The organism is uncultured Salinibacterium sp., from assembly GCF_963974405.1.
GTDB lineage: Bacteria > Actinomycetota > Actinomycetes > Actinomycetales > Microbacteriaceae > Rhodoglobus.
In genome coordinates this window covers 726,033-737,717 of record NZ_CAXBBH010000001.1, presented here as the reverse complement: position 1 = coordinate 737,717, position 11,685 = coordinate 726,033, and the positions used below count along the sequence as shown (strand labels likewise).

13 protein-coding genes are annotated in these 11,685 nt (G+C 60.1%); 1 reads left to right on the top strand and 12 read right to left on the bottom strand.

The genetic code is table 11. From position 1 onward, the window contains the following. Positions 1–98: 98 nt before the first annotated feature. The 3 genes from AACZ26_RS03610 to groES all read right to left on the bottom strand — a co-directional run bounded on the left by AACZ26_RS03610 (position 99) and on the right by groES (position 2,854). Entirely contained in the window at positions 99–1,400 is a 1,302-nt protein-coding gene (locus tag AACZ26_RS03610) for an ABC transporter substrate-binding protein (protein ID WP_339619204.1), read from the bottom strand. A 56-nt stretch (positions 1,401–1,456) separates the two neighbouring features. Next, the gene (rarD, locus tag AACZ26_RS03605) at positions 1,457–2,401 is read right to left on the bottom strand and encodes an EamA family transporter RarD (RefSeq protein WP_339619202.1); all 945 of its coding nucleotides are present in this window, start codon (positions 2,399–2,401) and stop codon (positions 1,457–1,459) included. Between the two features lie 156 nt (positions 2,402–2,557). After that, a complete protein-coding gene (gene groES, locus AACZ26_RS03600; RefSeq protein ID WP_100388242.1) occupies positions 2,558–2,854 on the bottom strand; it encodes a co-chaperone GroES in 297 nt (98 codons plus the stop codon). 123 nt (positions 2,855–2,977) lie between these two features. Here groES and AACZ26_RS03595 point away from each other — a divergent pair, with 123 nt between their 5' ends. Beyond that, the gene (locus tag AACZ26_RS03595) at positions 2,978–4,168 is read left to right on the top strand and encodes an SAM-dependent methyltransferase (protein ID WP_339619198.1); all 1,191 of its coding nucleotides are present in this window, start codon (positions 2,978–2,980) and stop codon (positions 4,166–4,168) included. 11 nt (positions 4,169–4,179) lie between these two features. Here AACZ26_RS03595 and AACZ26_RS03590 read toward each other — a convergent pair whose 3' ends face one another. The 9 genes from AACZ26_RS03590 to glmS all read right to left on the bottom strand — a co-directional run bounded on the left by AACZ26_RS03590 (position 4,180) and on the right by glmS (position 11,677). Beyond that, complete coding sequence (locus AACZ26_RS03590; protein WP_339619196.1) at positions 4,180–5,133, bottom strand: DUF4190 domain-containing protein; 954 nt, start codon at positions 5,131–5,133, stop codon at positions 4,180–4,182. An 82-nt stretch (positions 5,134–5,215) separates the two neighbouring features. Continuing rightward, positions 5,216–5,500 (bottom strand): DUF4190 domain-containing protein, encoded by a 285-nt coding sequence (locus tag AACZ26_RS03585; protein ID WP_339619194.1) that lies wholly within the window; start codon positions 5,498–5,500, stop codon positions 5,216–5,218. Positions 5,501–5,600: 100 nt separating this feature from the next. Beyond that, positions 5,601–6,662, bottom strand: coding sequence for a tRNA (adenosine(37)-N6)-threonylcarbamoyltransferase complex transferase subunit TsaD (gene tsaD / locus AACZ26_RS03580; RefSeq protein ID WP_339619192.1), 1,062 nt, complete (start codon positions 6,660–6,662; stop codon positions 5,601–5,603). 47 nt (positions 6,663–6,709) lie between these two features. Then, positions 6,710–7,201: a ribosomal protein S18-alanine N-acetyltransferase gene (gene rimI / locus AACZ26_RS03575; protein WP_339619190.1), complete on the bottom strand. Its 492-nt coding sequence runs from the start codon at positions 7,199–7,201 to the stop codon at positions 6,710–6,712. Continuing rightward, entirely contained in the window at positions 7,198–7,818 is a 621-nt protein-coding gene (tsaB, locus tag AACZ26_RS03570) for a tRNA (adenosine(37)-N6)-threonylcarbamoyltransferase complex dimerization subunit type 1 TsaB (protein ID WP_339619188.1), read from the bottom strand. Before tsaB ends, rimI begins: the two co-directional genes overlap by 4 nt. Continuing rightward, positions 7,802–8,353 carry a tRNA (adenosine(37)-N6)-threonylcarbamoyltransferase complex ATPase subunit type 1 TsaE gene (gene tsaE / locus AACZ26_RS03565; protein WP_339619186.1) on the bottom strand — a complete coding sequence of 184 codons (552 nt, stop codon included), beginning with the start codon at positions 8,351–8,353 and terminating at the stop codon, positions 7,802–7,804. Before tsaE ends, tsaB begins: the two co-directional genes overlap by 17 nt. Beyond that, positions 8,350–9,450 (bottom strand): alanine racemase, encoded by a 1,101-nt coding sequence (alr, locus tag AACZ26_RS03560; protein WP_339619184.1) that lies wholly within the window; start codon positions 9,448–9,450, stop codon positions 8,350–8,352. The genes tsaE and alr overlap by 4 nt, the downstream gene beginning before the upstream one ends. Continuing rightward, positions 9,447–9,818, bottom strand: coding sequence for a holo-ACP synthase (locus AACZ26_RS03555; RefSeq protein WP_339619183.1), 372 nt, complete (start codon positions 9,816–9,818; stop codon positions 9,447–9,449). The genes alr and AACZ26_RS03555 overlap by 4 nt, the downstream gene beginning before the upstream one ends. Positions 9,819–9,826: 8 nt before the next feature. Further along, positions 9,827–11,677: a glutamine--fructose-6-phosphate transaminase (isomerizing) gene (glmS, locus tag AACZ26_RS03550; protein ID WP_339619182.1), complete on the bottom strand. Its 1,851-nt coding sequence runs from the start codon at positions 11,675–11,677 to the stop codon at positions 9,827–9,829. Positions 11,678–11,685: the final 8 nt, after the last annotated feature.

Genomic DNA, 11,685 nt, shown 5'->3' with positions numbered 1-11,685 from the left:
GAGCGGCATAGTTACGGTAATGGGCAATCCTGAAAAAACGAACTCGGGAGAGCCAATTTGACGCCGAAACAGCGTCACCAAGACAGGCGGCGCTCAAACTAACCGAAGATTGCGCCGCTCGTGTAGACAAACTTATTCTCGCCGTTGTACGCGTAGTAGCCCCAGAATGCGGGCTCGACATTACCTTCGGGGGTGAAGTTGACCGGACCAGAAACTCCGTCGTAGTCGATGTCGTTCGTGGTCTTGAGCACCTCAAGGCACTCCGCAAAGTTCAAGCACTTAACGCCTCCCTTAGAAACGTCATAGAGCGTCCCGGCGATTGCTTCGCCCGCGTCATCCTGAGCGACGATTGCGGCGAGAACGGCAAGCATTGTTGCGTCGTAGGCTTCCGCTGCGTAGCGATAGCTCGTGAGTTTGGGGTTCGTCTCCTTGAGCGTCGCGATGAATGATCGGGAGGGCTGAACCCCTTCGATCACTCCACGCACGCCCTTGAGAGTGCCGTTCTTGAATGCTTGTGAATAGTCACCGGTATTCAGCGAAGTGAGCCACAGCGCTGAGCTCTTAAAACCGGCAGAGGTAATTTTCTCAATGGCAGCCCTAGTTGCCTTCTGAGAGTCGTACGTCGATCCCACCACAACCACATCGGGTTCGACCTTTCTGAGGTTCGCGACAATCGCATCGAAATTTGTCGTACTACCGGTGAAGACCTCGTCAGCAACAAGCTCAGTGTCGCGCTCCGCGAGCGCCGAGACGAAAGTGTCGTGCAGTGCCGTTCCCTGCTCGTCCGCTATGTAAACAAAGGCAATTTTCTTCGCAGCGCTGCCGCCTGCCAGCGCCTCAGCGAGAGCGTAGCCCTGCTGGTCGTACGCAGGAATCGTGCGAAAGAAATAGCCATCATCGAAAACGTCATCGAGACTCGACAGCGTTGCCGCGGGCGAGATCACCGGAATCTTGGCATCCATCGCAAGCGCAATTGCACGCTGTGCAAGAACGGAAGACGACGGGCCAATAACAACGTCGACGTCCTTTGCTACAAGAGTCTTGAAGTTTGACTCCACCGTCGTTTTCTTCGCCTCTCCTGAATCGACTGCAACGACTTCGACCGGTTCACCGTTTACTCGCCCAGCGGCGTTGATCTCCTTCACTGCTGCAGCAACGCCAGCCTTCTGAGCCGCTGCCAGAAACGAGAACGTGCCCGTCGTTGGAAAAATGGTGCCGATGCGCATAATGCCGTCGCCCGCGGGAGTTATCGAGGGGGCAGGGGTCGCCGAGGAAAACGAACCCGCGTCAGACGGCATCGTTGTCGGAGTCGCGAGCGGAGCCGGAGAACTGCACGCCGCGAGAGCCGTCACGAGCGACACAGCAACGATCGCACGTCGAGTTACGTCAAAGCTCGTCATGGCACTACCTTTCCCACGGCGCAGACCTCGGGCGATCGCACACCTTCAGAGGAATACTACGGTGCGCCAGGGGCCTCGGCGGCGGAACCGACCCGAGTGCGAGACGAGTGCCGGAAAAGGTCAAAAGTAAGAATTGCCAAGGCCAGCCACACAATGGCAAAGCCCAACCAGCGCTCAGGCGGCATTGCCTCATGGAAAATGAAGACGCCGACGATGAGTTGCAAAATCGGTGCCAAGTATTGCGCGAGTCCCATATAGGTGAGCGGGAGTCGACGAGCGGCCGCCGCGAAAAGTATCAAGGGGATAGCTGTAATCGCACCTAGGAAGAGGGTCAAAGTGAGGTGTGCCGGGCCTGCGGTGCCTGCCGCGAGTTGACCATTGGCGAGAAGCACGATGAGGACGACCATCGCGACCGGCGCCAAGAAGGCAGTCTCGACAGCCAAACCGCCCACAGCATCCGCCTTCCGTCCGACGTTCTTCTTAACCAGGCCATAGAAACCAAAGCTGAAGGCAAGGCCGAGGGCGATCCACGGAAAGCTACCGTAGCCGATAGACAGCACAAGGACCGCAAACGCACTGATGCCAAGCGCGACCCACTGCAGGGGACGCAAGCGTTCGCGCAGGATCACGACCCCGAGCAACACCGTAACGATGGGGTTCGCGAAGTAGCCAAGCGAGGCCTCAACAACGTGGCCATTGAGGCTCGCGTACACGTAGATAAGCCAGTTGACGACAACAAAGGCGCCTCCGAGGCCAAGCGTCCAAAAGGTCTTGCGGTCTCGGATGATCGCCAGAACACGCGCATAGCCTCGAGTCACCACCAACAAAGCGGCACAGAAGACGAGCGACAACACAATTCGCCAGGCCACAATCTCGATCGCGCCGGACTCGCGCAGGGAGAAAAATACGATCGGCATTGCGCCCCACAGCACGTAAGCGGAGACAGCAAAACCAAGACCGCTGGATGACACTCGGTCGGTGGTGGGCGAAGGGGAAGTCACTTCTAAATCCTAGGGCTGGCGCTGGGCGATTGACGCCACTGGCCTCCCCCGAACTTTGCGTGCCACCCATCTCCAGAAACGACGAAAGCCCAAGGCCTAGGCCTTGGGCTTTCGAGCTGTCCTGCCGCGAACGGCGGACGAGAAATGAGTCTCGCGTTAGCGAACGACTACTGCGAGAACGTCGCGAGCCGAGAGCACGAGAAGGTCTTCTCCACCGTACTTCACCTCGGTTCCGCCGTACTTGGAGTAGATGACCTTGTCACCGACCGCGATGTCGAGCGGCACGCGGTTTCCGTTGTCATCGATGCGACCGGGACCTACGGCGACAACTTCGCCTTCCTGGGGCTTCTCTTTCGCAGTGTCAGGAATAACGAGCCCAGACGCGGTGGTCTGTTCTGCGTCAACCTGCTTGATTACAATGCGATCCTCGAGCGGCTTAATGGACACCGACACGTTTGACCTCTTTCTAAAGTGCTTGGGCTGGCACACTCCCTCTAGGAGTGCCAGATCAACTATACGGCTTGGTTGGCACTCGATCAACGTGAGTGCCAATCCGGATGCGGATACGGTTAGAGAATGAACCAGAGCGAACTGCGCGAGCTACTCTCCCCCGAAGGGCTCCGCCTCTTGGATTCACTGCCAGCCTGGACTTCCAGTGACGAGATTGTGCGCACTGTCTCGGAGCTGCGTAAAGCCGGGCACAGTCCCGATCTCGTAGCGGCAGTGCTCAGTCAGTCCAAATTGCGCACAAAAGCGATCGGCAAGTTTGGCCCATTCGCCGAACGGATGCTCTTCACCGAGGCCGGCCTCGAGCAAGCCACTCGACTCTCCGTTGCTGCCCAGCATGCCGGCCGCTTCTCTCACGCGGGAGTGAAATGGGTAGCGGACCTCGGCTGCGGTATCGGAGCCGATGCCCTTGCTCTGGCCGCCCTTGAGCTCAACGTAACAGCCGTTGATCGCGACGAAACAACAGCCGCGATTGCTAGCTTCAACCTCGCGCCATGGAACAATGCGCAGGTCATCCACGGCCATGCAGAAACGACTGATCTGGTGGGAATTGACGGTATCTACCTCGATCCCGCCCGCCGCGATGCCCGGGTACGCCTCAGTAATCCCGCCGACTGGACGCCCTCCCTCGACTTCGCCTTCGGTCTCGCCGAGCGCTACCCCACCGGCATAAAGCTGGGCCCGGGAATCGACCGCGACCTTATTCCCGACGCCGCCGAAGCGCAGTGGATTTCCGTCGGGCGCGACGTTGTCGAATTAGGGCTCTGGTTCGGTGCCGTCGCCCGCCCAGGCATCCGTCGCGCTGCTCTTGTGATCGGCGATCACGGCACCGCAGAACTGACAGCGAGCGCCGACAGCGAAGACGAAGCTGCGGGAGAACTCGGGAAATACCTCTACGAACCAGACGGAGCGGTCATCCGAGCGCGGCTTATCGGGGATCTGGTGCGCCAGCTCAACGGGCGCATGCTCGACAGTTCCATCGCCTACTTCAGCGCGGATGCCGCAGTCGCGACACCTTTCGCGAGTTGCTTCGAGATCGTGGCCGATTTCGCTCTCGACAAGCGCTCCCTCAAGAAGGAGCTCGCGAGCCGCAAGATAGGCACTCTTGAAATCAAAAAGCGCGGGGTCGATATCGACCCCGCGACTTTTCGAACATCACTCTCGCTCAAGGGCGAGAACAGCGCAACACTTATCCTCACCCGCGTCGGCGGTAAACGCCGCGCGCTGCTCGCGCAGCGCGTGAACCCTGCCGCGGAGTGAGCTGCCGCTAGCTAGTAACCGTAGTAGTTAGCGCTTTCAGAAGCTGCGGCGATGATCGCCACAATGATGCCCACCCAGAAGATTGCGGTAACGAGACCGATTGCTACCGAGATATAACCCGTGATCAGCCCCGTCAACCAGAACGGTCGCGCATGGGGCTGCTTCTTTTGAGCCATATGGCCCATGATGACGGCCGCAACGCCGGGCAAGAAACCGATCATCATGAAAGAAAGCACGACGCCTCCGATTCCCGTTGCCATTGAGGCAATCGACAGCCCCTGCGAGGGGCCTGCCGGAGCGGGAGTGTAGGGGGCTTGGCCCGGCGTGCCACCGTTCGCGTAGCCGGGAATCGGCGTTCCGCTCGCTGCGGCGTAAGGATCGGTAGGGGCTGAAGCCGGAGCTGCTTCGGGAGCTACCGGAGCAGCTGTAGCTTCGGAGGCCGCGCTAGCGGCGGAAGCAGACGCAGCAGACGGAGCGGGAGGAACCGGGGGAACGCTCGCGGCAGTGCTCGCCGGGACGGCCGGTGCCGGAGGAGTTGCGGCGGCCGGAACGTTCGCCGCGGCGGGGGCCGTCGAGGAAGCAGGGCCGTTCGCTGAAGCAGTCTTTTCTGCTGCAGCTTTGGCAGCAGAAGTCTTAGCTGCGGCGGCCTTCGTTGCGGCGGCCTTAGTCGTTGCAGCCTTGGCCGTTGTTGACTTAGCGGTAGGCGACTTAGGGGCGGCGCTCTTCGCGGCTGCAGACTTAGCCGTACTCGACTTGGCCGCGCTCGCGGGAGCAGCAGCCTTCGCCGCTGGCTTCTTAGCTGCGCTAGTCGACTTTGCGGCCGCGGCCGAAGTAGCGGCAGGCGCTTTCTTGGCTGCGGGCTTTTTCGCGGACGGAGTGGCCTTCGCTAGCGGAACATCCGACGTGGAGGATGCGGCGGGCGAAGTGATCGGCGGGATTGAACCGTCTGATTTATTGGTAGCCATGCCCACACTTTAGCAAGTGTTCCTCAACACAAAAGGGCCAACGCACATGTGCGTTGGCCCTTTTTGCTAAGCCTAGAACGATCTAGTAGGTGTAGCTGCTGGTGCCCAGTGCGGCAAAGCCGACTACGGCGATCGTGAAAATGATCACGCCAAGAATTCCGAGGTATCCGAGCACGAGGCCGATAATCGCGAGAACCTTGCCCTGCTCACCAGTCTTCTTGATCTGGCTGAGCGCAATGTGTCCCGTGATAATGCCGACAAGGTGGAAAAAGATAATTGACGCCACCAAAGAAATGATGGAGAGTACGTTCCACTTTGCTACCGGTGCGCCACCAGGTGCTGCAGCGTAAGGGGTGGGTTCTGACATAGCGGAGTGCTCCTTAGATTAGGTGGCCGATTGCGGCGCACCCATATTCTCAGCCTGAAAGAACCCTGTCAACGCGTTCTGGCCAGATTTCATGAGCGCGTTACGCCTGAATGAGCGTTACAGGCAGCGTGGAATCAGCACTAAAGCCCAAAGTTGAGGGTCTTTTGCCTGCCATCACCAATTGGGCGCCCAGGGCTGCAATCATCGCTCCGTTGTCGGTACACAGCGACAACGGAGGAATTCGCAATTGGATACCGGCCGCCGTGCACCGTTCCGCCGCCAGTTCTCGCACACGAGCGTTCGCAACGACACCGCCGCCGAGAAGGAGGCGAGGCACATCGCGATCTACACACGCCGCGACAGCTTTAGTAAGCAGAACATCCACAACGGCCTCGCGGAAACTGGCCGCGACATCCGCCTTCGAAAAGTCTGTGCCGGCGTCTTGCTCGCGCTCCACCCAGCGCGCAACCGCCGTCTTGAGCCCAGAGAAGGAGAAGTCATATCGATGGCGTTCGCGATCTTTCGGCAAGCTGAGACCGCGAGGAAAACGAATCGCTGTGGGGTCGCCGGCAGCCGCGATCCGGTCGATGTGAGGGCCGCCTGGATAGGGCAAGCCAAGCAAGCGAGCGACCTTGTCGAACGCCTCGCCCGCTGCATCGTCGATAGTCTCGCCCAACAACTCGACATCCGAGACCAGATCCCGCACGTGCAGCAGCGACGTGTGCCCACCGGAGACGAGCAGCGCAATGGTCGGCAAATCGATCTCAGTGCCGTCATCGCGGAGCACATCTGCACCGACATGGCCGACAAGGTGGTTCACGGCATAAAGAGGCTTGCCGGTAGCTACAGACAGCGCTTTCGCCGCCGCGACCCCGACCATGAGCGCCCCTGCCAGCCCTGGCCCGCTCGTCACCGCGATAGCGTCGAGCTCCGAGAGTTCCACACCCGCCTCGGCGAGCGCCTGCTCCAGTGCTGGCTGGAGCGCTTCGAGGTGAGCTCGCGCAGCAACCTCCGGCACCACTCCCCCATAGCGCGCGTGCTCTTCCATCGACGAAGAAATCACGTTCGCCAATAAGTGGTTGCCACGAACGATTCCGATGCCCGTCTCATCACAGCTCGTTTCGATTCCTAACACGAGCGGATTCGTAGTGTTACTCGGCATTTCTCCTGAGAGCGCCGACACCACAGTCGCACTCTCTCCACTCAGGCTCACCGGCCAACCGCCGGGGAGAGCTTCGGCTCGGGAATAGTCAGTTTCATCACGATCGCGTCCACGCCATCCGGTTGATAGTAATTCGGCCGCACCGCGATGCGCTCAAAGCCGAGCGAGTCATACATTCGCTGCGCGGAAGGATTGTCATCGCGCACCTCGAGAAAGAGTTCGCTGGCACCACGATCGCGAGCCTCAACCATGAGCGCGTGCATCAACGCACGACCGATCCCTTGGCGGCGAGCATCCGCTGCAACAGCAATGGTCTGGATGTCGGCTTGACCCGAGCGGTGCGGAGCACGCAAGCCGGCGTAGGCAGTCACCACGGCCGGCTCCACAAGCGGAGTCGCCACGAGGTAGTAACCGTGGTTGTCGCCAAGCTCGGCCCGCATCATGTCGCTCGACCACGCATCGTTGGCAAACTCGCGTGATTCAATCGCCATGATGCCGTCAAGATCATCGATAGTGGCGCGGCGCAACTGCCAACTCATGAGGTAACTCGTTTCGGCCCTGCGGAGAGGGTGACATCGGGCGAACGCAAATAGAGCGCGTCTTCGCCAGCAAAAGGACGGTCGTTCTGGAGCAGCAAATATGCAAGGCGTGCAAGGCGCGAGGCATGCACCGGCTCTGTGTCCCGGAGCGCGAAGTGTTCGAAGTTCGGAACGCTCGACGCGAGTTCAGCAGCAGGAGCCAAAGCAGGGCCAGCGACGCGCAACGGCAGCCCCGCGACATCCGACCCTTCATAGGTTGACCAGTAGAGCTCTTTGCGGCGTGCGTCCGTGGCGATAACGACGGGTGCAGTCTCGCCGAGAGCCAAGGCATCATGTGTGACGACGGGCAGCAGCGGCAGCTTTGCCCCGAAGGCGAATGCTCGAGCGGCAACGATACCGACGCGCAAACCCGTGAAGGGACCCGGCCCCATCCCCGCAACCACACCGGTCAGGTCGGTTACAGCAATTCCAGCCTCAACAAGACTCGCGTGGATGAAGTCGCCCACCACCTCAGCATGTTTACGGGTGTCGAGAGAATTGTGTTCCGCGCGCACTATCCCGTCATCGTCAACAACCGCAACGGTTGTGCCCGCCGAGGTATCAATCGCTAACAGCATTGATCCACTCCATGTCTGCCCATCGGGGACCGTGCCCCGTTACGGTCACCGTGCGCGGCTCAACCGGCTCTTCGGCGAAATCGTCATCGGAACCGTCTCCATGACCATCGACGTCAGAGCCCGCACCGATCGGACGGGCAATGTCTACTGTGAGCCAGCTATCGCTCACACCGTCGAGCAATCCAGCACCCCACTCGACAACGACAATTGACGCATCAAAATCGATATCGAGATCATCGAGCTCCACCGCGCTCCCCAGCCGGTAGGCATCGACATGCACGAGCGGCGGCGCCTCATCGACCGAAATCTCAGCCCCGGAAGCATCCAGTCGCGGGTGTGTGCGCGCAAGAACAAAAGTCGGGCTCGTCACAGTGCCACGAATGCCCAGAGTCTCGCCAATTGCCCGCGTCAACGTTGTCTTGCCCGCCCCCAGCTCTCCGTTGAGCAAAACGAGGTCGCCTGCCTCAAGTTGCGCGGCAATAACGACACCGAGCTCAGCCATCCGCTCAGGAGAGGCAATCGTGAAGGTGGTCACGACTCATACCTGCGGGTCACGCGCGGACCCACTCGGGTCACGATTTCGTAGTTGATGGTGTCTGCAGCCGCAGCCCAGTTATCCGCGCTCGGCAGAGCGAGTGCCGGGTCGCCAAACAGCACAGCCTCGTCTCCCACCGCGACGGCGGCATCACCCATATCGACCACAATCTGGTCCATGGCCACTCGCCCGGCAACCCGGCCGACAGCACCATTGATCGAGACGGGCCCCCGGTTCGAGGCATGACGCGGGACACCATCCGCGTAACCAAGAGGAACAAGCGCAAGAGTCGTATCGCGCTCGCACCGATACGAATAGCCGTACGAAACACCCGAACCCGCCGAAACTCGCTTTACCGAAATCACCGGCGCGCTCAGCGTCATCGCTGGCACAAGACCGAGAGCTGCGGCATCCACATCGCCTGCCGGCGCAAGACCGTAACCCGAAATGCCCACACGCACGAGATCAAAGCGAGCCGCCGGATGTTTGATTGCGCCCTCTGAGGCAGCCAGATGACGAAGCTCGGGCCGCAGTCCCACCGACTGCGCCATTCTGATTGCTGCAGAAAACTGCTCTATTTGATCTGCATCGTTCTCGGCCCCCGCATTGGCTAAGTGGCTCCAGAGTCCGCGGACGCGAATCCGGCCCGCGAGTTCGTGGGCGACAGCGAGTTCAAAAAACTGCTGCCATTCATCCAAAAAAGCACCATTGCGGTGCAGCCCAGTATCGACTTTCACGTGTACAGAGGCGGTCTCGGATGTCGCAGCCACCTCGTTCAGTTGCGCAATGCTGCTCACGCCGAGGTCAATATTCGCGCGCACCGCATCACCAAAGGCCGCCCCCGGCTGATGCAACCACGCTAAGAGCGGAGCGTTGATACCTGCCTCGCGCAACGAGAACGCTTCGCTCACATCAGCGACGCCGAGCCAGTCGGCGCCTCCCTCGAGCGCTGCACGCGCACTGGGAATCGCACCGTGGCCGTACCCGTCAGCCTTGACGACCGCCATTACTTGCGCTGGCGCGACGAGGGTTCGTAGAACCTCGATGTTGTGGCTGATGGCTGCCGTGTTGATCGTGGCGAGTCGGAGGTCGCTCATGGGGTGGCCTCCGCAATGACGTAGGCGATTGCGATACCGGCATCATGGCTCATGGACAAGTGCAGTGACGTAATTCCTCGACGATCAGCGATAGCCTTCGTCGAATTCTGGAGTTCAAACGAGGGATTTCCGAGCGCATCAGAAACCACCTGCATGTCATGCCAGGTCACACCGCTCGAGTCGCCGAGCGCTTTGATGAGGGCCTCTTTCGCCGCGAACCTTCCCGCGAGGGAGCGAAGCGGCCGCGGCTTGCCCTCCTTGAGCTGTTCGCTCTCAGAGAACAGCCGCGATGTGAGGGTCGGTGTGCGCTGCAACGCGCGCTCAAAACGAGCGACGTCGACAACATCCACACCGATCCCCACAATCACGGTGAAACCTATTCGACAGTGACAGACTTCGCGAGGTTGCGAGGCTGGTCGACGTCGAGTCCCTTCGCAGCAGAGAGCTCCATACCGAAGATGTGCAGCGGGATCACAGCCAGTAGCGGCTCGAAGAACGAACCAGCCAACGGAATCGGGATCACTTCGTCAGCGAAGGGAAGCACGGCAGCATCGCCCTTCTCCGCAATCGCGATGACGCGAGCGCCACGCGCACGGATCTCTTGAATGTTCGAGACAACCTTCTTGTGCAGCGAGTTGGGGTCACGCGGGCTCGGAACAATCACAAACACGACCTGACCCGGCTCGATGAGCGCAATAGGTCCGTGCTTGAGCTCGCCAGCAGCGAAGCCCTCAGCGTGGATGTAGGCCAGCTCCTTGAGCTTAAGCGCGCCCTCAAGTGCAACTGGGTAACCAACGTGGCGACCGAGGAAGAGCACGGACTGGGTGTCCGTCATCCAATGCGCCAGCTGCTTGATCGACTGCGAGGTCACGAGAACCTCAGAGATCTTGTCGGGCACAGCCTGAAGCTCCGCGACGTTCTCGCGAATGGCCTCGTCGGTGAGAGTGCCCCGCACACCAGCGATGTGCAATCCAATCAGGTAGAGCGCGGTTACCTGAGCGACAAAAGCCTTTGTGGATGCCACAGCAACCTCAGGACCAGCGTGAGTGTAAACAACAGCGTGCGACTCGCGCGGAATCGTCGCTCCGTGCGTGTTGCACACGGAAACAACCTTCGCGCCGGACTCCATCGCGAACTTGACCGCCATAAGCGTGTCCATCGTCTCACCAGACTGGCTAATCGAGATGACGAGCGTACGTTCAGTCAGAATCGGGTTACGGTAACGGAACTCGTGAGCGAGCTCAACGTCAACAGGTACACGAGCCCACGCCTCAATGGCGTACTTGCCGAGCATTCCAGCGTATGCGGCTGTTCCACAGGCAATAACGACGATGCGATCGATGTTGGAGATGATCTCATCGCCGAGCGGCTCGAATTCAGTGAGCTTGACCAGGCCGTCTTGAACGCGACCAAGAATGGTGTTGGCTACGGCATCCGGCTCCTCGCTGATTTCCTTAGCCATGAAGCTCGACCAACCACCCTTTTCAGATGCCGAGGCATCCCAAGCGATGTCGAACTCCTCAACCTCAACGGGATTGCCGTCGAAGTCGATAACGTCAACAGAGTCAGGACGGATCGTCACGATCTGGTCCTGACCGATAGCAACGGCGCGACGCGTGAATTCAACGAAAGCGGCGACGTCGGAGCCGAGGAAGTTCTCTCCGTCGCCCAAGCCGATGACGAGGGGCGAATTGCGGCGAGCGCCGACAACCACGCCGGGCTGATCTTGGTGCACGGCAAGCAGAGTGAAGGCACCCTCAAGACGTGCAACGACAGCACGCAAAGCCTCAGTGAGGTCTCCGCGCTTCTCGTATTCGCGCCCGACAAGGAGTGCCGCCACCTCGGTGTCAGTCTCGCTAGCGAAGGTCGCGCCCTCGGCCAGCAGTTCGTTCTTAAGCTCGGAGAAGTTCTCGATGATTCCGTTGTGGATCAGTGCGAGCTTCGAGTCGCGCCCCAGATGCGGGTGCGCGTTCACATCGGTGGGGCCACCGTGAGTCGCCCACCGAGTGTGCCCGATACCAGTTGCTCCGTTGCTGAGCGGTGACGCGTCGAGATCGTCGATGAGCATTTGAAGCTTGCCGGCACGCTTGCGCGTTCCGAGTTCCCCATCCTCGTCAATGATCGCGATACCCGCGGAGTCATAACCCCGATATTCGAGACGCTTAAGTCCGCCGAGGAGAACCTCAAGGCTTTTGTTGTTACCGACGTAACCCACAATTCCACACATAGAAACGA

Bases quoted from the DNA above. Each gene is read 5' to 3' on its own strand.
- alr (WP_339619184.1), bottom strand. From the start codon at position 9,450: ATGAGCGACCTCCGACTCGCCACGATCAACACGGCAGCCATCAGCCAC.
- AACZ26_RS03610 (WP_339619204.1), bottom strand. From the start codon at position 1,400: ATGACGAGCTTTGACGTAACTCGACGTGCGATCGTTGCTGTGTCGCTC.
- tsaD (WP_339619192.1), bottom strand. From the start codon at position 6,662: ATGCCGAGTAACACTACGAATCCGCTCGTGTTAGGAATCGAAACGAGC.
- AACZ26_RS03595 (WP_339619198.1), top strand. From the start codon at position 2,978: ATGAACCAGAGCGAACTGCGCGAGCTACTCTCCCCCGAAGGGCTCCGC.
- rimI (WP_339619190.1), bottom strand. From the start codon at position 7,201: ATGAGTTGGCAGTTGCGCCGCGCCACTATCGATGATCTTGACGGCATC.
- tsaB (WP_339619188.1), bottom strand. From the start codon at position 7,818: ATGCTGTTAGCGATTGATACCTCGGCGGGCACAACCGTTGCGGTTGTT.
- AACZ26_RS03585 (WP_339619194.1), bottom strand. From the start codon at position 5,500: ATGTCAGAACCCACCCCTTACGCTGCAGCACCTGGTGGCGCACCGGTA.
- glmS (WP_339619182.1), bottom strand. From the start codon at position 11,677: ATGTGTGGAATTGTGGGTTACGTCGGTAACAACAAAAGCCTTGAGGTT.
- AACZ26_RS03590 (WP_339619196.1), bottom strand. From the start codon at position 5,133: ATGGCTACCAATAAATCAGACGGTTCAATCCCGCCGATCACTTCGCCC.